This is a genomic window from Pandoraea sp. CB10b_02 (assembly GCF_002216225.1).
GTDB classification, from domain to species: Bacteria; Pseudomonadota; Gammaproteobacteria; order Burkholderiales; family Burkholderiaceae; genus Pandoraea; species Pandoraea nosoerga.
In genome coordinates this window covers 144,841-164,544 of the sequence record NZ_NJGW02000005.1, presented here as the reverse complement: position 1 = coordinate 164,544, position 19,704 = coordinate 144,841, and the positions used below count along the sequence as shown (strand labels likewise).

Below are 19,704 nucleotides of genomic sequence, written 5' to 3'. Positions count from 1 at the left end.
GAATCCAGACGGGGCAACGGCGTCCCGAAGTCATCGAGCCTGTTCGCAGGCGCACGGCTTCGGGGCGCTTTTTTTTCGGCTCACGAACACGAGGAACTCCATGAGCACGCTCACGCAATCGTTGAAAAGTGGCAACTGGCGCGCGCTGGTTGCGTGCTTTCTGTACTTCGACACGGGTTTCACCGTCTGGGTGATGTTCGGCCCGCTGGCGCCCTTCATCGGCAAGGACATCACGATGACGCCGGCGCAGACCGGCTTTCTGGTGGCCGTGCCGGTGCTCGGCGCCGCGATCCTGCGCGTCACGCTCGGCAATCTCTATCAGGCATACGACGGCCGCAAGATCGCGCTCATGGGGCTCGCCCTCTCGGCGATTCCGTCGGTCGTGCTGCTGCTCATGCCCGGCACGCCGTCCTACACGCTGCTGCTCGTCCTCGGCGTGTTCCTCGGCATCGGCGGCGCGAGCTTCGCCGTGGCGCTGCCGATGGCGGGCAGCAACTATCCGCCCAAGGTGCAGGGGCTGGTGCTGGGACTGGCCGCCGCGGGCAACGTCGGTGCGGTGCTCGACGGCTTCATGTTCCCGGGGCTCGCCGAGCATTTCGGCTGGGCGCATGCGGCCGGCGCCGCGCTGCCGCTGCTCGCGCTCGCCGCATTGGCGCTGGTGTTCTGGGCCAAGGATCAGGGCGCGAAGTCGGGCAGTGCGCCGCGCGCCTTCACGAGCTTCTTCATCACGGTGGCCGGCCTGATCGCGCTGGTCCTGTGCGTGCACGCCGGCGCCTTCGGTGAAGGCAAGGCAGGGGTGCTGCTGCTGCCGGTGCTCGGTGCGCTGCTCGCCATTGCGGTGCTGCCGCGCCACTATCGCGGCGTGCTGGCCGAGCGCGACACATGGGTGATCATGCTCGTGTACAGCATCACGTTCGGCGGCTTCGTCGGCATGTCCTCCTATGTGACGACGCTGCTCATCTCGCTGTACGGCATGCCGCGCATCGAAGCCGGGCTGTTCATGTCGCTGCTGGCGTTCCTCGGCGCGCTGGTGCGCCCGATCGGCGGGCTGGTCGCCGACCGCATCTCCGGCGTGCGTGCGCTCGTGCTGCTGCTCGCGGCCATCTCGGCCTGCGACTTCGTGTTCGCGGCATGGATGCCGCCGCAGGGCGCCGGCATCGCGCTGCTCGTGCTCGTCTACGTGTGCTTCGGCCTGGGCAACGGGGCGACGTTCCAGCTCGTGCCGCAGCGCTGGCAGGGCAAAACGGGCCTGATGTCAGGCATCATCGGCGCGGCCGGCGGCATCGGGGGCTTCTATCTGCCGGTGATCATGGGCATTGCCAAGGAATCGACGGGCAGCTACCAGATGGGCTTCGCGACGTTCGGCGCGCTGGCGGCAGTGGCCTTTCTGCTGGTGCTGGCGCTGCGCTCGAACTGGATGACGTGGGCACTGCCGCGCGAGGTCGCAGCCGGCGCGGTGCTCCCGGGCGGCGTGGCGCACGTGGAATAAGCCCGCTCGTTGTTCGCCGCACGGCGGCCCGGGCCCCGGACCTGGCTTCCATGGTCCGGCCCGCAGGCCGCTTTGTCGTCTCACGCCCCTTCGCATAGACTGTCGGGCAAGATCGTTTTCCCGCAGGAGACAGCATGCGTCTGGGCGTCCCCAGCCTCTCGGCGTTGCAGGCTTTCGAGGCCAGCGCCCGTCACCAGAATTTCGCGCGGGCCGCGCAGGAACTCGCGCTCACGCACGGGGCCGTGTGCAAGCGGGTGGGCGAGCTCGAAGGGCATCTCGGCGTGGCGCTGTTCGAGCGCGTGAAGCAGCGGCTGGTACTCACGCCGGCCGGCGCGCAATACGCCAAGCGCATCCGCGTGCATCTCGACCAGATTCGGCGCGACACGCTCGACGTGGTGCAGCACGGGCGCGAGACCGCGCTCGAAATCGCGGTGGGCGTTACTTTCGCGGCGCAGTGGCTGATCCCGCGGCTCGAGGATTTCTACGCGAGCACGCGCGACGTGCGGCTGCACATTCTCGGGCGCGACCAGCCGGCCTTTTTCGACGATTCGGCGTTCGACGCCGCCATCTATTTCAGCACGCGACTGTGGCCGGGCATGCCCGGCACGGCGCTCATCACCGACGACATCCTCATGCTCGTGGCCGCGCCGCGCCTGCTCGAGGGCGAGCCGTCGCTCTCGCTGGAGCGGATCGCGTCGCTGTCGTGGATCTGTGCGCGCGACCTGCCGCGCGCATGGGACGACTGGCTCGCGTCGCTCGGTTTGCCCCCGGGCGAGACGGTGCAGCCGCAACGCAGCGCGCAGCGCTACGACATGTTCATCATGGCGATCAACGCAGCCGTTGCGGGACTGGGCGTGGCGCTGCTGCCGCGCGTGCTCGTCGAGCGCGAGCTGGCCACCGGCGCGCTCGTGCAGGCGCATGCGCATACGCTGGCCAATCCTCAGACCATCTACTATTCGACGCCGGCGCAGCGCAGCGACTGGGCGCCGCTGCGTCAGTTCGATACGTGGCTGCGCCGCGCCGTGAACGACTATCGCGCCGGCAGGTCGGGACACTCGCGCAGCACCTGCTCGTAAAGCCCCTGGTAACCGAGCCAGGCCACGTAATCCGAGCCGAGCAGCCGGTGCACTTCGCGCGCCTCGGCGTCGCCGAGCACCTCGATCGGGCCGGCGGCTTCGGCGAGCAGCTGCACCTGCGCGCAGCGCTCCATCGCGAGGAAACGATAGGCGGCCGCATCCACCGAGGAGCCCACCGTGAGCAGGCCGTGGTTGAGCAGCACGGCCGCGCGCTTGTGGCCCATCGACTGCGCGATGCGACGGCCCTCCTCGGCGCCGAGCACCAGCACGTCGCCGCGAAACAGCACATGGTCCTCGAAGAAGAGGCATGCCTCCTGGTTGATGGGCGCGAGCGCCCGGTTGCGCGCCGAGAAGGCGCGGCCGTAAGTGGTGTGCGTGTGAGCGGCGGCCGTCACATGGGGCAGGGTGGCGTGGATGCCCGCGTGAATGGCCATGGCCGCGGCGTTGACCGGGCCGTCGCCGTGGTGCAGGCGGCCCGCTTCGTCGACGAGAATCAGATCGTCCGGGTGAATCGACGAGAAGTGCTGGGCGTAGCGGTTGACCCAGAAGCGGTCGTGGAACTCGGGATCGCGCACCGTGATGTGCCCGGCGATGCCTTCGGCCAGGCCGAAGCGCGCGAAGATCCGGAAAGCGACGGCCAGACGCAGCTTCCGGTCGGCGCGCTCCTCCTCGACGCTATCGAAGACGCGCGGTCTGGGCAGCGGTGCGCCAAGCGGCGTGGGAATGGCAAAGGCGTCGTGCGCGGCGCCCGGGGGAAGGGGCTGATTCATGAGGACACTCCGTCGAATGAGGCGCCGCGCATGCCGCGCGCGCCGTGAATCCCACGGGCGGCGAGCGCGGTGCGTCGGCCGGTAACGCATTGTCCCGGCGCGCCCTGCCGGCGTCCATCGACGAAAAGTCACTGGTCATATACCGCTGTCCCGCGCGCGCTTGCGAAGGGTGGTGCAAGGCCGATGCAATGCCCACGCATGGCCGCCGTGCTCGCGGCCGTCAGACCCTCTGTCCGAACAGTCCGTTGAGAGTGGCGCCGCTGGCGGCGCCGTCGAAACCGTCGAAACGGCCCTGCGCGAGGGCTTGCGCGGCATGGATGAAGCCGCCCCATGCCGCGCGCGCGAGCGCGCCGCCCACGCTCACGCGGCGCACGCCGAGGTCGGCGAGATCCTGCAGCGTGAAGGGAGAGGTCGCCCCGATCAGCACATTGACCGGCTTGGGCGCCACGGCGGTGACCACGGCGCGAATCTGCTCGGCCGACTGGATGCCGGGCGCGTACAGACAGTCGGCGCCGGCCGCGGCATAGGCCCGCAGCCTCGCGATGGCGTCCTCGAGGTCGGGCACGCCGGCGAAGAAGTTCTCGGCCCGGCCCACGAGCAGGGTGTCGCCGCCGGCGTCGTCGATCGCGCGCCGCGCCGCGCGCAGGCGGGCGAGCGCTTCGTCGATGGGAAAGAGCGGGGCGTTGGCGTCACCCGTCGAATCTTCGATGGACAGGCCCGCGACGCCGGTCGCCACCGCGAGCTTGACGCTCTCGGCCACCTCGTCGGGGGTGCGCCCGAAGCCGTTTTCGAAGTCGGCGTTGACCGGCAGGTCGGTCGCCTCGACGAGCGTGCGCAGGTGCGCAAGCACGGTCTCGCGCGTCACGCCGTTGTCGGCGCGGCCCGTGGACCACGCGAAGCCCGAGCTGGTGGACGCGATAGCCTTGAAGCCCGCGTGTTCGAGATATTTCGCGCTGCCGGCGTCCCACGGATTGGGGATGACGAAGCAACCGGCAAGATGGAGTTCGCGAAAGGCGGCGCGTTTTTCGGCGGTGCTGCGTGGCATGGTGATGTCTCCTTTTGGGGCGCGGGCGGCCAGAGGTCGATCATCGCGGTTTTGGACCGCGCTCGCAAGGCGCGCCGCATCGCATGGCGCCGCGCCGGGGCGCGCCAAGTGTATCCTGTCGGGCGAGCGCGGGCGGAGGCGTCCCGCGCCACGAAATAGCTGGTAGCGATGTTCTTACCGATGATCCGATCCCTGACGTGTTTGAGTGCCGCTTGTGCGCTGGGCGCCGTATTGACGGCGGCCGGCTGTAGTACGCCGCCGCCCGGGCCGCCGGGCCCCGATTACGCCGCGCAAGGCGGCGCGGCCGAGGTGCGCGGCGACTGGGACGCGGCGCGACGCGCCTTCGGGCAGGCAGTGCTCGTGGCGGACCAGTCGGCCTGGCCGGCCGCACAGCGCGCGGCCATGCACTTGCACTACGGCCGAGCGCTCGGCGTGGGCTGCTACTATGCCGAAGCCGAGCGCGAACTGAGTCTTGCCTACGACCTCGACATCCTGACGGGACGCTATCGCTATCCCGCACTGATCGAACTGGCGCGCCTGTCGCTGGCGCAGCGCCAGTACGCGCGCTCGGCTACGTACTTCGGCCGTGCCGTCGGCTCGCTCGAGCGCGCGGGAGCCGAGAGCAAGGCGCCCTACGTCTATGCCGAACTGCTCGACGACTACGCGCTGGCGCTGGGAGGCGAGGGCGACGCCGAGGCGGCGACACGCATTATCGACCGGGCCGCGAAAGTCCGGGCCAGCGTGCGCGGGGCCGCCATGGCGCCTCAGGCGACGTCGCGCACGCCGTATGGCGCGCACTGCGCACCGCTCGCGGCGGAGGCACGATGAATTCGCTACGCGTACCGCTTTCGCGTGCCGGGGAATTCGACGAGATCGTCGACGTGCGCACGCCCCTCGAATTCGAGGAGGACCATATGCCTGGCGCGATCAACGCGCCGGTGCTCAGCAATGAAGAACGCGTCATCGTGGGCACCCTGTACGCGCAGGTGTCGCCGTTCGAGGCCACGCGCGTGGGAGCGGCCATGGTCGCGCGCAATATCGCGGCGCATCTGGAGACCACCTTCGCCGATCGTCCCCGCAACTGGCGTCCGCTCGTGTATTGCTGGCGCGGCGGCAAGCGTTCCGAGTCCATGACGGTGTGGATGAACATGATCGGCTGGCGCGCGCGCCAGCTCGAAGGCGGCTACAAGGCTTACCGGCGCGACGTGGTAACGCAGCTCGACACCTTGCCCGCCGCACTCGAGCTCATCGTGCTCGCGGGGCACACGGGCAGCGGCAAGACGCGTCTGCTCCATGCCCTGGCCGACGCGGGGGCGCAGACGCTCGATCTCGAAGCGCTCGCGGTGCACCGGGGCTCGCTGCTCGGGGCGATGCCCGACGCGCGGCAGCCATCGCAGAAGTCGTTCGACACGGCATTCATCGGCCTGCTGCGCAGCTTCGACCCGGCGCGTGCGGTGTTCGTCGAAGCCGAGAGCCGACGCATCGGACGCATTACGCTGCCCGAATCGCTGATGACGGCGATGCGCAGCACGCGCTGTGTGGAGGTGAGCGCGCCACAGCCCGAACGTATCGATCTGCTGATGCAGGACTACGCGCATCTGTTCGCGAATCCCGACGCTTTTCGCGGGCAGTTGCGCAAGCTCGTGCCGCTGCACGGCCGCGCGGTGGTGGAGCAGTGGCTCACGCTGCTCGAGCGCGGCGAGCGCCGCGCGCTGTTCGAAGCGCTCATCACGAAGCACTACGACCCGGCGTATTCGCGCAGCTCGCGCAAGATGCTGGGCGGTCTCGCGCACGCGATACCGTTTACCTTCCATCCCATGGCGCAAGACCTGCGCGCGCAGGCACAGGCCCTGCTCGCGCTCACTTCACCGGCAGGCAGATCCGGGTGCGCAGCTGCGCCGGCGGCGTCGAGCGAGGATCGTTGAGGTACTGCTCGAACATCGGGAAGTCGGCGGGCTCGAGACCGCTCGCGGGCAGCCACTCCGAAAAGAGCCATTGATACGGTTGGCTCATCTCGTTGTAGGGGCCGGTGTAGGTCAGCACGGCGCAGCGCCCGGCCGGGATGTCGAAGCGCTCGAGGCCCCCGCCGAGATTCGCGTCGGCGGCGACGGGCACGCCGGCGAGCGAACGCAATTTGTCGGTGGGGACCTGCTCCGGGTCGTCGAAGTAGACGCCGAAGCCTGCGACGTCGGGCCGAGCGAGGCCGTGGGCGGCCGCGAGCATGAACACGCGCGCGAAGACGGGGCCGATTTCCTGATAGCTGCCGGTGTGCTCGATCACGGCAAGGGTGGTGGACGGGAATGATTCGACGGCGATGGGATACATGGCGGGCTCCTGAGGATCGAAAGGTGCGGAGCGGGTGTTGCGGTAGCGTCCCGGCGGCATGCCGAAAAACGCCCCGAAAGCCCGGTTGAACGCCGCGTCCGATTCATAGCCGGCACGCGAGGCCACAACACGCATCGAAGCGTCCGACTCCGCAAGCGCGACCGCCGCGCGATGCATCCGAATGCGCTGCACCGAAGCGTTCACCGTTTCGCCCATCAGCGCGCGATAGACGCGATGAAAGTGATACGGCGACAGGCAGGCCAGGTCCGCCAGATGACAGAGGTCCGGGGCGGCATCGGGATGATCGGCCAGCCAGCGCAGAACGGGGGCCATGCGCTCGGCATAACGAATACGGGTCTCGGGTTTCATTTGCGCTCCTTGGCCGCCAATGTATCGGCTGGCGATTTGCCGATTTTGCGCATTTTCGCGGGCCTGCCCGGCCCGATCAATCCCTGAACATTCCCTTGCGGATGATGGCGTGGACGCCCCAGTTGCCGTTGACCACCTGCGTCACGCCGAAATCGACGGCCACCGACAGGATGGCCGTGGCTTCGTCTTCGGTGAGCCGCTTCACCTGCATGAGAAAGCGCCGAGCCTTGAGGAAGGCATCGCGCAGGGCGCTGTCGAGCGTTGACTTCATGTAGATCTGGCTTTGCGCCTTCTGCCCGAGTTCGGCCAGATGGTTGGGCGAGCTGAAGCCGTGAATGATCCATTCCGTCGGCGTTTCCACCAGCGGGTAGGTCAGATCGGCGTGCGGGGCGTCGAGCGCGATCGTCGCCTTCTTGTGCAGGATCAACTGGATGTTGCCCGTGAGCGAGCATTCGATTGCCGTGCCGCCGAGCTCGGCGTCGCCCTGCGAGGCATGCGGGTCGCCGATCGAGAGCAATGCGCCCGGCACCGCAACCTTGAGAAATACACTTGCCCCGCGCGTCACCCGCCAGTTATCGAGATTGCCCGCATAGCTCGACGGCGGGATCGAATCGATGAGGCCGTCCTGCGCCGGGGCCACGGCAAGCACGCCGAAATGCGGACGCAGTGGAATCTCCACGTGCCGGAGCGTGCGATGGTTCTTCGTGATGCGCGCGTGGTCGACCGGCACGCCGGGGTAGTCGATAGTCGGATGCACCACGCCGAACGGATCCTTTTGCGGCGTCCAGCGGAAGCTGTACAGCGCCCGCGCGACGCCGTCGCCGCTCCTACTGCCGCCATGGGCGCCCCCATGAGCGCCCGCGCCACCCGCGCCGGCCTGGCCGCCGTGCCCTTCATCGCCGCCACCGTGACAGTCGATTTCGAAGACGGTGACAACTTCGCGCTCGCGCGGCAACGTGAGCATGTCCTGGTAATGAAAGCCCCACCATGTCGATGCATGACTGCCGAACGCCTTGCCCGCATGGGCGGGATTGGCGCTGGGCCGCGGCCAGAGATCGAGGATGCGCACTTCCAGCACGTCGCCCGGCATGGCGTCCTCGACGGCGATGGGGCCGGTGCAGATGTGCACGCCGAAGCCCTCGCCCGCACCGCGCCCGTAGACCGACGCATCCATCGGCCCGGCGCCGCGTCGGTCGACGTTTTTCTGCGTGGCCGTCCAGTGGAATACGCTCTGCGCGCCCGGATCGCCCTCGACCATGCGCTCCCAATCATCGGTGGCGTGCTGCGTGAGCGTCTCGATGGTGACCGTGTCGCCGGAGCTTACCGTCAGCACGGGCGCGAGATCATGGCTCAGATACCCCCAATGCACCGTGTCGCATGTCGCGCGCAGATAGTGGTGCTGTCCCGCGTCGTGGGGAGCCTTGCCATGCGCGCGTGCCGCGTGCGCTGCGGCGCCCGCGTGTGCCGCGCGATGCCCGTGGCCTGCCGCCGTCAACGCGCGTTGTGCAAGACTGGCGGGCACGTCGGGATGTCCGCGCGAGATGCGCGAGCGCTCGGGCAGTGCGCGAGCGCGCTGCGCCTGATCGCGGCTCGCCTTGGGCGACATGCCGAAGCGTTCGCGAAACGCCTGGCTGAAGTACGAGGGGTCGTTGAAGCCCCATCGATAGCAAATGTCCGAGACCGGCAACTGATCGTAGGCGGGGTTGTGCAGATCCGCGTAGCAGCGCTCCAGGCGGCTGTGGCGCAGATACGACGAGAAGCTCTGCCCCGAGGCCTCGAACAGCTTGCGCAGGTAGCGATCCGAGACGTGCTCGTCCTTCGCGATGGCGCACAGCGACAGGTCAGGCTCGGCCAGACGCGCCTGAATGCGGTGACAGATGCGCGCAAACACCACGGCGCGCGACGCCGACAGCCCCGAAGCAGCCCGCGGTTTGGCCGCCGCGAGCGCCGAGGCCAGGCATTCGAGGATCACGTTCTCGACCGGCTCGAGCGCCTGCGGGCCGCACGCCTGCAAGGTTTCGAGCTGACTGGCCAGAGCGCCGAGCAATCCGCCGAAAAGCGGCGCCACGCTCGCGGGCAGCTTGCCCGTATGCACGGGCGGCGTGCCGCCCAGGCGCGGGGCGATGAGCGCGTGGCGCACATGCACGCAGATCAGGCGAAACGGCGTCTTTGCGACGAAGTCGGCGCTCTGGCTGCCGGGAACGCACGCAATGTCGCCGGCAGCGAGCGGCTCGCTGTTGCCGTTGCACGAGAGCTCCGCCTCGCCGTCGAGCCACATCACCACCAGAAAACCGCGCTCGCCGCCGGCTTTGGCCGACACGATCTGCGGGGTCGCCGCGATGACCGAGAGTTCGATGCCGCCGGGCGTGCGGTGCGTGAGTAAGGTGCCGTGCAAGGGCTCGCGCGACGAAGGCGAGCGGAAATGCAGACGCGCGTCGAGCAACCGCGCCTGCCAGGCAGGTCCGCGCTGATCGTGAGCATACGATTCGGTGGAAAAATGCGCGCGGTCCAAAGCGGGTCTCCCTCGATGATGACGAACGTCCCCGGTCGCGGCGTGGGGTGGAGAAGCCCGGGGCCGCGCCGGGAACGTCGTTCATAGTGCGGGTGCGTTAGCCGATGTGCAACTGGCCTCGTACCGCCGCCACGAATACGAACCCAATGAACGTGCCAACGATGGCAAAGATGCCGCCCAGCACGTTCGGCGCGGGAATCGGCGCGCGCACGCTGGTGTACAGGACGCCCGTCACCAGCCCGACGGCGGCGGCCTGCAGCTCGGTGGCGCCCAACGTGATTTCTACCATGATGGCCTCCTCACGACGCGCGCGTGCGCAGCGAACCTTGTTCCGGCGGACGGCCGAACGTCACGGAGCGGCGCCAGGCGTTCACGATCAGATAGCCGGCATACGTGAAGATGATGGCGAAGATGCCCCCCAGCACGTTCGGCGCGGGAATGGGCAGGTTGAGCCACGAGTACAGCGTGCCGGTGACCAGCCCGACGATGAGGGCGACGATCTCCGTGCGCCCGACGTAGACGTATTGCATGCGAAACCTCCAGTGGGTGGTGCGGGCGGCGGGCGCCCGGCGTTCGGTGCACGCAGCGCCTGCCATGCAGGCGCGTGCCGGTGCCGGGTCAGGCGCCCGAGCTCCGGCCGGAGCCGGACAGGTCCGACGAGTGCGACGAGTGCGACGAGTCCGTCGGTTGCGACGAGTCCGACGAGTCTGACGATCTGGGCGGGAACAGGCTGCGCGGCATGGTGCAGTGCACCCCTTGCGTGCCGTCGACGACCTGCGTCACTCCGAAGTCGGCCGCCACGCTCATGAGCGAGTAGGCATCGTCGCGCGAGAGCCCCTGCTGCTCGGTGAGCAGTTCGATCATGTCGCGTGCGGCATTCTTGCCTGCCTCGTCCAGATCCTGATGGAAGCCGTGGACGATCCAGCAGTCCGGCGTCTCCAGCAACGGCGACGGGAACGTGAAGTCCTTGCGCAGCACGATCTGGAACAGCACGTTGAGCGACGCCTCGATGGCCGTGCCGCTGATTTCGCCGTCCCCTTGCGAGATGTGCGGGTCGCCGATGGAAAAGAGGCCGCCGTCGACCTGGACCTTGTAGTACATCGTCGCGCCCGCGCCGATGCGCCAGTTGTCGATGTTGCCGCCATGCAGCCCCGGCTCGACGGTGCTCACGCGTCCGGTCGCATCGGGCGCCACGCCCGCGGTGCCCAGGTGCGGACGCACGGGCACCCGCACGCCGGCGAGCGCGGGTTGCTTGCAGCATTCGCGGTGATCGACCACCTTGCCCGGCGTGGTCAGCTTGCCTGGATAGTCGAAGGCGAACAGGGCGTGCGCGGTGTTCGATCGATCGTCGAGCTCGTAGATCGTCACGCGCTCTTTCTGGAAGTCGTCGTAGAGCTGGCCCCAGTGAGCGGCGACGTTCGCGCCGTAGCGAAAGCGCGGGATCATCTGAAGGTAGCGGACTTCGAGCATGTCGCCCGGCTTCGCGCCTTCCACGTAGATGGGCCCCGTCATGATGTGCACGCCGGGGTTGCGGTCCTCGTGGGGAATCGTGTCATAGACGGTGCGCACGGCGGCGTCCATCATGAGATCGGGCGCGTCGCCGGCGTGATGGGTGAGCGCCTCGGCGCGAACGAAATCGCCGCTCTTGACGGTCAGCACCGGTTTTTGCGCCGCATTGAAGTAGCCCCAGTGCACCGTGTCGGCGCGCGCGGGAAGGTCGTGAAGCATTGCCATGTCTCCTGAGAATCGTGATATCGCCCGCAAACACAGTCGCGGTGAAGTCATGGTAGTGCCGCGCAAAAACGCACAATTAGGAGCGTTTGCCACCTTCTCTATTGCTGGGAGGAACTAACGTTTACCCCGGGAAGAGCGCCAGCATGCGCTGCTTGGTGTACTCGACGAAGGCCTTGGCCAGCTGCGAGGGCGGATGCTGGTTCGACGTGACCAGCGAAAAGCCCGACAGGATGGTCGGCTCGAACGGCTTGACGACGACGCGTCCGGCCGCATACTTCGCCGTCACCTGGTCGATGATCGACACCCCCGCGCCGTGCTCGACCAGCACGCAGATGGCCGCCGACAGTTGCGACTCCGCGCTCATCACGCGATCGATCCGGCGCTCGGCGAAGATGCTGTCGATGTACATCCGCCCGTCGAACTCCTTCGGATACGACACGAACGACTCGTCGCGCAGGTCCTCGGGGTAGATCACGTCGCGATCGGCGAGACGATGGCCGTGCGGCAGGATGCAGCGCATCGGCGCGCGATGCAGCGTCTCGATGTTCACCCCCGCGTGCGTGAGCGGGTGCGCGATGAAGCCGACGTCGCACCGCCGGCCCACGACCATGTCGACCACGTTGCTCGACGCGTGGACGAGCAGCGTGGTGCGCACGCCCGGATGCTCGCGCATGAAGCCGGTGAGCGTGGTGGGCAGAAACTCCAGCGCCAGCGCCGGCGCCCCGGCGATATGCAGCGAACCGCGCCGCAGCGACTTGATCTGCTCGGCCGTCTGCGCGATCCGGTCGATCCCCGCGAACGAGCGCTCCACCTCCTCGAACAGCACGAGTGCCTCGGGCGTCGGATTCAGCCGCCCGTTGATCCGGTCGAATAGGGCAAACCCTATGTCGGCTTCCAGGTCGTTGATCAGGCGCGTGACCGCCGGTTGCGAAACGTGAAGCATCTCGGCGGCCCGCGTGACCGTCTGGCGCAGGATCAGCGCCCGAAATGCCTCCAGTTGCCGGATTTTCATCGAAGCCTCGCCATTCCACTCCATAACATTTTTGTATGGGCGGGTAAAAAAATGTGATTTGACCGTGAGTGTGTCGAAAATGACCCTACGAAAACAACGCAAATGTTTGAGTTTTCCTCGTAATGCCGGGCCATAACATCACATAACACCGCAACACGCAAGGAGCTTCCCGATGAAGACTGTCGTTCCCCAAACGCTTCGCAAGGTGGGCCGCGCCGCCCTCGTTACCGCCTGCGCCGGGCTCGTGTTCGGCGCGACCGCCGCCCAGGCCGACACCACGCTATACGTGGGCGCTTACGGCGGTTCGTTCGAACAGATGCTCAAGAAGGACGTGATTCCCGGCTTCGAACGGGCCAATCCGGGCACCAAGGTCGTGATCGTGCCGGGCGACTCGACGACGACGCTCGCGAAGCTCCAGGCGCAAAAGGGCAAGGCCGGCATGGACGTGGTCTTCCTCGACGACGGTCCGATGTACCAGGCGATCCAGATGGGCTTCTGCGGCAAGCTCGCCGACGCGCCGGTCTATCACGATCTGTACGACATCGCGAAGTTCAAGAACGACAGCGCCGTGGCAGCCGGCCTGATCGCGACGGGCATCGCCTACAACACGCGCCTGTTCCAGGCGAAGGGGTGGCCGGCGCCGAGTTCGTGGAAGGAGCTGTCCGATCCGAAGTACAAGGGCAAGCTCGTGATGCCGAGCATCAAGAACACCTACGGCCTGCACGCGCTGCTCGTCGAGTCGAAGCTCAACGGCGGCAGCGACGCCAACATCGACCCCGGCTTTCGAGAGATGGAGAAGATCGCACCGAACGTGCTGTCGTTCGATCCGTCGCCGGGCAAGATCGCCGAACTGTTCCAGGCCGACGAAGTCGCGCTCGCCGTGTGGGGCAACGGCCGCGTGCAGGCGCTGCGCCAGCAGGGCATTCCGGTCGAGTTCGTCTATCCGAAGGAGGGCGCCGTGGCGCTCGGCATGGGCATGTGCGTAGTCAACAAGTCGGCCAACGACGCGCTTGCCCAGAAGTTCGTGCAGACGATCCTCTCGCCGCAGACGCAGGCCGTACTCGCCGAAAGTCAGGGCGTGGCGCCGTCCAACCGCAAGACGCAACTGTCGATGGCGGTGGCCTCGCGCGTGCCGTCGGCGGCGCAGATCGACAAGCTCGTGCGCGTCGACTGGGACGTGGTCAACGCCAAGCGCGCCGACTGGACGCAGCGTTGGAACCGCCAGATCGAACGTTGATTGACCGAACCGCGCGCAGGAGATGACAAACGTCATGAGCACCCCATATTTGCGTCTCGAACAACTCGGCAAGCGTTTCGGTGAGACCGTGGCCGTGGAAGGCGTCGATCTGTCGATCGCACAGGGCGAGTTCATCTCGCTGCTTGGCCCGTCGGGCTGCGGCAAGACCACGACGTTGCAGATGATTGCCGGTTTCGTCGCGCCGAGCGTCGGGCGCATTCTGCTCGAAGGCCGCGATCTCACGCCGGTGCCTCCGGAAAAGCGCGGGCTCGGCATCGTCTTCCAGAGCTACGCGCTGTTCCCGCACATGAGCGTTGCACAGAACGTGGCGTTCGGTCTGGACATGCGCCGCGTGGACGCCGCGACCAAACAGCGGCGTGTGCGCGAAGCGCTCGAGCTGGTGCATCTCGGCCAGCACGCGCAGCGCTACCCGCGCGAGCTCTCGGGCGGTCAGCGCCAGCGTGTGGCGCTCGCCCGTGCGCTGGTGATCGCGCCGCCCGTGCTGCTGCTCGACGAGCCGCTGTCGAATCTCGACGCGAAACTGCGCGAGCAGATGCAGGACGAACTGCGCGCCATTCAACGCCAGGTCGGCACCACCACCATCATGGTCACGCACGATCAGGCCGAGGCGCTCGCGATCAGCGACCGCGTGGTGCTGCTCAACATGGGGCGCGTGGTGCGCATCGATACGCCGCACGACGTGTACGAAGATCCGCGCGCCACGTTCGCCGCGCACTTCATCGGTCAGACCAATCTCATCACGGGCCGGCTTGACGTGCGCGGCGACGTCGCCGTGCTCGACGCGCACGGGCACCGGCTCGCCGTCTCGCCCGGCGCGCGCCTGCCCTCGCATGCGAGTCGTGCGGGCACGGCCACCTTCAGCCTGCGGCCCGAGCGCATTCGCCTGACGTCCGCCACGGCAGGGCGCGTGGCCGGACGCGTCGGCCAGCGCAGTTTCCACGGCAATCATTGGGTTTTCACCGTGAGCACGGCGCTGGGCGAGCTGCGCGTGCTCGTCGCAAACGACGGCGCGGCGGCCGCCAACGATGGCGACGCGGTAGGCCTCGACTGGGCCGACGATGCGCTGCGTCTCGTGCAGGAGGGCGCATGAACGCCGCAACATCGAGACCGGGCTCGCCGGGCGCTACCGAAGCGGCCGCCATGCCGGACATGAAGGCCGTGCGCGCGCTGTCGCCTGAAGCGGCCCGGCATCGTCGGGCCGGATGGGCGCTGGTCGTGCCGGCGACGCTCTACTTCATCGTGCTGCTGGCCGTGCCGCTCGTGCTCACGTTCGTGCTGAGCCTGCATGGCTTCGACGCGAACCTCGGCGGCGTGCTGCCCACGATCTCGCTGCAGCATTACGTCGATATTCTGACCGACAGCTACTTCTACGAAATCTTTCTGCGCACGCTGCTGCTCTCGGTGGGCGTTACGCTGCTGTGCGTGCTCGTCGGCGTGCCCGAGGCGTACTTCCTGTTTCGCATGCGCGATCCGTGGCGCTCGCTGTGCCTGGTGTTGGTGCTCGGCCCGCTGCTGATCTCGGTCGTCGTGCGCACGCTGGGCTGGTCGATCCTGCTCGGCCGCGAGGGGCTCGTCAACACCGTGCTCGCCCGGCTGGGACTGATCGATCATCCGCTGCAGATGCTGTTCACGATGGGGGCGGTCACGGTGGCGCTCGTGCACGTGCTCGTGCCGCTCATGGTGCTCTCGGTGTGGACCTCGCTCACGCGGCTCGATCCGGCCGTGGCCAACGCCGCTCGCTCGCTGGGCGCGGGCCGCGCCACGGTGATGTGGCGCGTCGTGCTGCCCCAGATCACGCCGGGCATCCTGTCGGGCAGTCTCATCGTGTTCGCCCTCACGGCGAGCGCCTTCGCGACACCGGCGCTCATTGGCGGACGGCGTCTGAAGGTCGTGGCCACCACCGCCTACGACGAATTCCTCGGCACCCTGAACTGGCCGCTCGGCGCGGCCATCGCGATCGTGCTGCTCGTCGTGAACGTGGCCATCATCAGCGGCTACAACCGCGCTCTCGAGAAGCGCTTCACGCGCCGTCTCGGCTGAACCAGGGGAGAAGGAGCGCATATGACTCAGCATGATCGCAACGGTGCGGCCGCACTCGCGTTCCACACGTTGTTCCTCGTTTTCATCCTCGCGCCGCTGGTGGTGGTGTGCCTGGTCGCGTTCACGCCGGACAATTTCCTCTCGATTCCGGCGCGGCACTTCTCGTTGCGCTGGTTCACGTCGCTCATGAGCGACGAGGACTTCCAGTCGGCGTTGCGCACGAGCCTGTGGCTCGGCGTGAGCTCGGCTACGGTGTCCACGGCGCTGGCGGTGCCCACGGCGATGGGGCTCGCGCGCTATCGCTTCCCGGGGCGCGACGCCATCAATTCGTTTCTGCTCTCGCCGCTGATGATTCCGCCGGTGGTGCTCGGCATTGCATTTCTGCGCCTGTTCACGCTGCTCGACATGGGCGGCTCGTTCGTGAGCCTGGTCGCATGCCACGCGCTGCTGATTTTCCCGTATGCGCTGCGGCTCATCATGGCCGCGCTGGCGGGCCAGGCCGACGAGGCCGAGCGCGCGGCGCGCTCGCTGGGCGCAGGCCGCTGGACAACCTTCCGGCGCGTCACGCTCCCGGCGATCGTGCCGGGCGTGGCCGGCGGCTGGGTGCTGGCGTTCATCAACAGCTTCGACGAACTCACCGCCACCATCTTCGTGACCTCGCCCACCACGATCACGCTGCCGGTGCGCATCTACATGAACATGAGCGAGACGGTCGACCCGAGCGTCGCGGCGATCTCGACACTGCTCATCGGGCTCACGCTGGCGGTCATGCTGGTGCTCGATCGCATCTACGGGCTCAACAAGGTTCTGGTTGGAAATCACTGAAACATGCAAAAAACATACGATATCGCCGTCATCGGCGGCGGCCTCGTCGGCATGGCGATTGCCTACGGGCTCGCCAAGCGCGGGCAACGCGTGCTCGTGTGCGACGGCGAGGACAATTCGCTGCGGGCCGCACGCGGCAATTTCGGGCTGGTCTGGGTGCAGGGCAAAGGCTCGACCTGCACCAACTACGCGCGCTGGTCGCTGCATTCGGCCAACACCTGGCAGGGCTTTGCCGACGAGCTGTTCGCGAAGACCGGCGTGTCGGTCGGCTTTCAGCGTCCGGGCGGCTTTAACATCGCGCAAACGCCCGAAGAGCTTGCCGTCAAGGTCGAGAGCATGCGCCAGTTGCAGGCAGCCGAGCCGGCGCTGCGCTACGAGGTGCTCGATCACGACGCGCTTGCCGAACGTCTGCCGGCCATCGGGCCCGACGTGGCGGGCGCCATCTATTCGCCCAACGACGGTCACGTAAGCCCGCTGTACACGCTGCGCGCGCTGTTCGACGCCTTCGAGAAGGCGGGCGGTGAATATGCGCCCAACGTGCGCGTGACCGATATCCGGCCCGTGGGCGGCGCGTTTCGCGTGAAGATGGGCGACGCGACGATCGACGCCGGACGCGTGGTGCTGGCCGCCGGCCTGGGCAACCGCGAGCTCGCGCCGATGGTCGGACTCAGCGCGCCGGTCAAGCCACTGCGCGGTCAGATCCTCGTGACCGAGCGCGTCAGGCCGTTTCTCGCCTACCCCACCATCTACGTGCGCCAGACCGTCGAGGGTTCGGTCATGCTGGGCGACTCGGCCGAGGACGTGGGCTTCAACGACGGCGTCACGCCCGACGTGCTGGCCGACATCGCGCGGCGCGGCATTGCCCCGTTCCCGCTGCTCAGGAACGTGCGCGTCGTGCGCGCGTGGGGGGCACTGCGCGTGATGACGGCCGACGGGTTGCCCATCTACGAGGCGTCCGAAGCCTGCCCCGGCGCCTTCCTTGCGACCTGCCACAGCGGCGTGACACTTGCCGCCGCACATTGTGAAACCATCGCGCCGTGGATTCTCGGCGCTGCGCGACCCGCGCTTCTGGATCAGTTCTATGCCAAACGTTTCGCTGCTTAAGTCGCTGGCGCGCCAGGATGGTGCGACCGTGCGCGTGTTTATCGAGGGCGCGCCGGTCGATGTGCCGCGCGACATGAATGTGGCCGCCGCGCTGCTGTTCGCCGGCGTGACGGCCTGCCGCACCACGCCCGTGACGGGCAGCGAGCGCGCGCCGTTCTGCATGATGGGCGTGTGCTTCGACTGTCTGGTGGAAATCGACGGTGTGCCGAACCGCCAGGGCTGCATGACGCCGGTGCGCGAAGGCATGCAGCTGCGCCGCATGGACGGCGCGAGGAGTGTGGCATGAGTGCAAAGCGCGTCGACCTGTTGATCGTGGGCGCCGGCCCGGCCGGACTGGCCGCGGCGCTCGAAGCGAAGCGTCATGGGCTCGCACCGCTCGTCATCGACGAGAACGCGCTGCCCGGCGGACAGATCTATCGCAGCGTGAGCCGCTCGCCGCTGGCCGACCCCGGCGTGCTCGGGCCGGACTACCTGCGCGGCCGCACGCTCGTCGATGCCTTCTGCGCGCAGGACATCGCTTACTGGCCGCAAACGCTCGCCTGGCAGATCGGCGCCGACCGGCGCGTGTGCGTGACGCGGCAGAGCCCGGGCGGCGGCACGCTGCAGATCGAAGCGGGCGCCATCGTGCTCGCGACCGGCGCGCAGGAGCGCCCATTCCCGATTCCGGGCTGGACGCTGCCTGGGGTGATGGGCGTGGGCGCGGCGCAGACGCTGCTCAAGGCTTCCGCGCTCGTGCCCCAGGCGCCGGCGGTGCTGGCCGGATGCGGGCCGTTGCTCTATCTGTTCGCATGGCAGCTGATCAACGCCGGGGTGCCGGTTCGCGCGATTCTCGACACGGCCGAAGCGAGCGGGCGACGCGAGGCGTTGCGCCATGTCGGCGGCGCGCTGCGCGCACCGTCTTATCTCATGAAGGGCCTCAGGCTGCTTCGCGCGATTCGTGCGGCCGGCGTGGAGCACGTGAAGCAGGTGCGAGCATTGCGGGTGATCGGACAGACGCGCGCCGAGGCCGTGGAGTATGTCGTGGACGGCCGCACCTCGCGCATCGACACCGAGATGGTGCTGTTGCATCAGGGCGTGATTCCGAACACGCAGGTCACGCGCTCGATCGGCTGCGAGCATGTCTGGGACGAGGCGCAGCTGTGCTGGCGCGCGCGCACTGACGCATGGGGCGAGACGAACCTGCCGGGCATTTTCGTCGCGGGAGACGGGGCCGGCATCGCGGGTGCGCTCGCGGCCGAGCCGTCGGGGCGGCTTGCCGCGCTGCAGGCGGCGACGCGTCTGGGCAAGCTCGACGCAACCCAACGCGACTCGCGCGCGCTCACCTTGCGCCGCGAGCTCCGCGCGCACACGGCGATCCGTCCGTTCCTCGATGCGCTCTATCGGCCGGCCGAGGCGTTTCGGGCGCCGGCCGACGACAGCACCATCGTCTGCCGCTGCGAGGAGGTCACGGCCGGCGACGTGCGCAAGATGGCGGCGCTCGGCTGTGTGGGCCCGAACCAGACGAAGAGTTTTTCGCGCTGCGGCATGGGGCCGTGCCAGGGGCGCTTGTGCGGCCAGACGGTCGCCGAACTGCTGGCCCAGGCGCAAGGGTGTGCGGTGCCCGAAGTCGGCTACTACCGGATTCGGCCGCCGATCAAGCCGGTCACGCTCGGCGAGCTGGCGAATGCGGTCGAGACGCCGGCGTTTCAGAGCGAGCGGGCGGGCTTTCCCAAGTAGGCGCAATCTCCGGGGCATCCCGGTCTGCTTCCTTTTTTGTTTGACGTAGAGAACTTTTTGGAGACGTAGTCAATGAGCGATATTCAACGCCATCACACCAACGCACGCATGAGCCGGGTCGTGGTTCACAACGGGACGGTCTACATCGGCGGCCAGACCGCGGACGATCGCAGCCAGGACATCACGGGTCAGACGCAGCAGGTGCTGGCGAAGATCGACGGCTATCTGAAGGACGCCGGCATCGACAAGTCGCGCCTGCTGTCGGCGCAGGTGTGGCTCAAGGACATCGAGTCCGACTTCGCCGGCATGAACGCCGTGTGGGACGCCTGGACGAGCCCGGGCAACACGCCGACGCGCGCGACCGTCGAGTCGCGCCTGGCCGCGCCCGATCTGCTCGTGGAGATCGCCGTGATCGCGGCTGCGAAATGA

Annotated in this window: 20 protein-coding genes; 12 read left to right on the top strand and 8 right to left on the bottom strand. The window is 67.8% G+C overall.

Features of this window, described 5'->3' with window-relative positions; genetic code table 11:
• Positions 1-100 precede the first annotated feature (100 nt).
• Together CDN36_RS07505 and CDN36_RS07500 are read left to right on the top strand one after the other, a co-directional pair.
• Entirely contained in the window at positions 101-1,489 is a 1,389-nt protein-coding gene (locus CDN36_RS07505) for an MFS transporter (protein WP_150555678.1), read from the top strand.
• A gap of 134 nt (positions 1,490-1,623) precedes the next feature.
• Positions 1,624-2,565, top strand: coding sequence for a LysR substrate-binding domain-containing protein (locus CDN36_RS07500; RefSeq protein ID WP_287496383.1), 942 nt, complete (start codon positions 1,624-1,626; stop codon positions 2,563-2,565).
• Here the strand turns inward: CDN36_RS07500 and CDN36_RS07495 are convergent.
• Positions 2,520-3,335, bottom strand: a complete 816-nt coding sequence (locus tag CDN36_RS07495; RefSeq protein ID WP_150555680.1) for a class II aldolase/adducin family protein — start codon at positions 3,333-3,335, stop codon at positions 2,520-2,522. The genes CDN36_RS07500 and CDN36_RS07495 overlap by 46 nt on opposite strands.
• A gap of 220 nt (positions 3,336-3,555) precedes the next feature.
• Complete coding sequence (locus tag CDN36_RS07490) at positions 3,556-4,380, bottom strand: isocitrate lyase/PEP mutase family protein (protein ID WP_287496382.1); 825 nt, start codon at positions 4,378-4,380, stop codon at positions 3,556-3,558.
• Between the two features lie 201 nt (positions 4,381-4,581).
• On the opposite strand from CDN36_RS07490, the gene CDN36_RS07485 reads away from it, so the two are divergent.
• Entirely contained in the window at positions 4,582-5,208 is a 627-nt protein-coding gene (locus CDN36_RS07485; protein ID WP_150555682.1) for a hypothetical protein, read from the top strand.
• Entirely contained in the window at positions 5,205-6,305 is a 1,101-nt protein-coding gene (gene mnmH / locus CDN36_RS07480) for a tRNA 2-selenouridine(34) synthase MnmH (protein ID WP_287496381.1), read from the top strand. Before CDN36_RS07485 ends, mnmH begins: the two co-directional genes overlap by 4 nt.
• On the opposite strand, the gene CDN36_RS07475 is transcribed toward mnmH, so the two are convergent.
• The 6 genes from CDN36_RS07475 to CDN36_RS07450 form a co-directional block, all read right to left on the bottom strand.
• Positions 6,241-7,074, bottom strand: a complete 834-nt coding sequence (locus CDN36_RS07475) for an AraC family transcriptional regulator (RefSeq protein WP_150555684.1) — start codon at positions 7,072-7,074, stop codon at positions 6,241-6,243. The two genes, mnmH and CDN36_RS07475, sit on opposite strands and share 65 nt — an antisense overlap.
• A 76-nt stretch (positions 7,075-7,150) precedes the next feature.
• A complete protein-coding gene (locus CDN36_RS07470; protein ID WP_287496380.1) occupies positions 7,151-9,586 on the bottom strand; it encodes an acetamidase/formamidase family protein in 2,436 nt (811 codons plus the stop codon).
• A 97-nt stretch (positions 9,587-9,683) separates the two neighbouring features.
• Positions 9,684-9,875, bottom strand: a complete 192-nt coding sequence (locus tag CDN36_RS07465) for a XapX domain-containing protein (RefSeq protein WP_150555686.1) — start codon at positions 9,873-9,875, stop codon at positions 9,684-9,686.
• Positions 9,876-9,885: 10 nt separating this feature from the next.
• Entirely contained in the window at positions 9,886-10,116 is a 231-nt protein-coding gene (locus CDN36_RS07460) for a XapX domain-containing protein (RefSeq protein ID WP_287496379.1), read from the bottom strand.
• Positions 10,117-10,204: 88 nt separating this feature from the next.
• Positions 10,205-11,314: an acetamidase/formamidase family protein gene (locus CDN36_RS07455; protein ID WP_287496378.1), complete on the bottom strand. Its 1,110-nt coding sequence runs from the start codon at positions 11,312-11,314 to the stop codon at positions 10,205-10,207.
• Positions 11,315-11,441: 127 nt separating this feature from the next.
• The gene (locus CDN36_RS07450; RefSeq protein WP_241014103.1) at positions 11,442-12,332 is read right to left on the bottom strand and encodes a LysR substrate-binding domain-containing protein; all 891 of its coding nucleotides are present in this window, start codon (positions 12,330-12,332) and stop codon (positions 11,442-11,444) included.
• Between the two features lie 172 nt (positions 12,333-12,504).
• Between CDN36_RS07450 and CDN36_RS07445 the strand changes: the two genes are divergently transcribed.
• The 8 genes from CDN36_RS07445 to CDN36_RS07410 all read left to right on the top strand — a co-directional run bounded on the left by CDN36_RS07445 (position 12,505) and on the right by CDN36_RS07410 (position 19,704).
• Entirely contained in the window at positions 12,505-13,569 is a 1,065-nt protein-coding gene (locus tag CDN36_RS07445) for an ABC transporter substrate-binding protein (RefSeq protein ID WP_287496377.1), read from the top strand.
• A 34-nt stretch (positions 13,570-13,603) separates the two neighbouring features.
• Entirely contained in the window at positions 13,604-14,680 is a 1,077-nt protein-coding gene (locus CDN36_RS07440) for an ABC transporter ATP-binding protein (RefSeq protein WP_287496376.1), read from the top strand.
• A gap of 50 nt (positions 14,681-14,730) precedes the next feature.
• Complete coding sequence (locus CDN36_RS07435) at positions 14,731-15,630, top strand: ABC transporter permease (protein ID WP_502920346.1); 900 nt, start codon at positions 14,731-14,733, stop codon at positions 15,628-15,630.
• A gap of 21 nt (positions 15,631-15,651) precedes the next feature.
• Positions 15,652-16,455, top strand: a complete 804-nt coding sequence (locus CDN36_RS07430) for an ABC transporter permease (RefSeq protein WP_287496374.1) — start codon at positions 15,652-15,654, stop codon at positions 16,453-16,455.
• A gap of 3 nt (positions 16,456-16,458) precedes the next feature.
• Positions 16,459-17,559 (top strand): NAD(P)/FAD-dependent oxidoreductase, encoded by a 1,101-nt coding sequence (locus CDN36_RS07425; protein WP_150555693.1) that lies wholly within the window; start codon positions 16,459-16,461, stop codon positions 17,557-17,559.
• The gene (locus CDN36_RS07420; RefSeq protein ID WP_150555694.1) at positions 17,537-17,845 is read left to right on the top strand and encodes a (2Fe-2S)-binding protein; all 309 of its coding nucleotides are present in this window, start codon (positions 17,537-17,539) and stop codon (positions 17,843-17,845) included. The genes CDN36_RS07425 and CDN36_RS07420 overlap by 23 nt, the downstream gene beginning before the upstream one ends.
• Positions 17,842-19,275, top strand: a complete 1,434-nt coding sequence (locus CDN36_RS07415) for an FAD/NAD(P)-dependent oxidoreductase (RefSeq protein ID WP_287496373.1) — start codon at positions 17,842-17,844, stop codon at positions 19,273-19,275. Before CDN36_RS07420 ends, CDN36_RS07415 begins: the two co-directional genes overlap by 4 nt.
• Before the next feature lie 72 nt (positions 19,276-19,347).
• Entirely contained in the window at positions 19,348-19,704 is a 357-nt protein-coding gene (locus CDN36_RS07410; RefSeq protein WP_141571936.1) for a RidA family protein, read from the top strand.

Excerpts from the sequence above, each read along its gene's own strand:
- CDN36_RS07505 (WP_150555678.1), top strand. The coding sequence starts at position 101 with ATGAGCACGCTCACGCAATCGTTGAAAAGTGGCAACTGGCGCGCGCTG.
- CDN36_RS07500 (WP_287496383.1), top strand. The coding sequence starts at position 1,624 with ATGCGTCTGGGCGTCCCCAGCCTCTCGGCGTTGCAGGCTTTCGAGGCC.
- CDN36_RS07495 (WP_150555680.1), bottom strand. The coding sequence starts at position 3,335 with ATGAATCAGCCCCTTCCCCCGGGCGCCGCGCACGACGCCTTTGCCATT.
- CDN36_RS07490 (WP_287496382.1), bottom strand. The coding sequence starts at position 4,380 with ATGCCACGCAGCACCGCCGAAAAACGCGCCGCCTTTCGCGAACTCCAT.
- mnmH (WP_287496381.1), top strand. The coding sequence starts at position 5,205 with ATGAATTCGCTACGCGTACCGCTTTCGCGTGCCGGGGAATTCGACGAG.
- CDN36_RS07475 (WP_150555684.1), bottom strand. The coding sequence starts at position 7,074 with ATGAAACCCGAGACCCGTATTCGTTATGCCGAGCGCATGGCCCCCGTT.
- CDN36_RS07465 (WP_150555686.1), bottom strand. The coding sequence starts at position 9,875 with ATGGTAGAAATCACGTTGGGCGCCACCGAGCTGCAGGCCGCCGCCGTC.
- CDN36_RS07460 (WP_287496379.1), bottom strand. The coding sequence starts at position 10,116 with ATGCAATACGTCTACGTCGGGCGCACGGAGATCGTCGCCCTCATCGTC.
- CDN36_RS07455 (WP_287496378.1), bottom strand. The coding sequence starts at position 11,314 with ATGCTTCACGACCTTCCCGCGCGCGCCGACACGGTGCACTGGGGCTAC.
- CDN36_RS07450 (WP_241014103.1), bottom strand. The coding sequence starts at position 12,332 with ATGAAAATCCGGCAACTGGAGGCATTTCGGGCGCTGATCCTGCGCCAG.
- CDN36_RS07445 (WP_287496377.1), top strand. The coding sequence starts at position 12,505 with ATGAAGACTGTCGTTCCCCAAACGCTTCGCAAGGTGGGCCGCGCCGCC.
- CDN36_RS07440 (WP_287496376.1), top strand. The coding sequence starts at position 13,604 with ATGAGCACCCCATATTTGCGTCTCGAACAACTCGGCAAGCGTTTCGGT.
- CDN36_RS07435 (WP_502920346.1), top strand. The coding sequence starts at position 14,731 with ATGCCGGACATGAAGGCCGTGCGCGCGCTGTCGCCTGAAGCGGCCCGG.
- CDN36_RS07430 (WP_287496374.1), top strand. The coding sequence starts at position 15,652 with ATGACTCAGCATGATCGCAACGGTGCGGCCGCACTCGCGTTCCACACG.
- CDN36_RS07425 (WP_150555693.1), top strand. The coding sequence starts at position 16,459 with ATGCAAAAAACATACGATATCGCCGTCATCGGCGGCGGCCTCGTCGGC.
- CDN36_RS07420 (WP_150555694.1), top strand. The coding sequence starts at position 17,537 with ATGCCAAACGTTTCGCTGCTTAAGTCGCTGGCGCGCCAGGATGGTGCG.
- CDN36_RS07415 (WP_287496373.1), top strand. The coding sequence starts at position 17,842 with ATGAGTGCAAAGCGCGTCGACCTGTTGATCGTGGGCGCCGGCCCGGCC.
- CDN36_RS07410 (WP_141571936.1), top strand. The coding sequence starts at position 19,348 with ATGAGCGATATTCAACGCCATCACACCAACGCACGCATGAGCCGGGTC.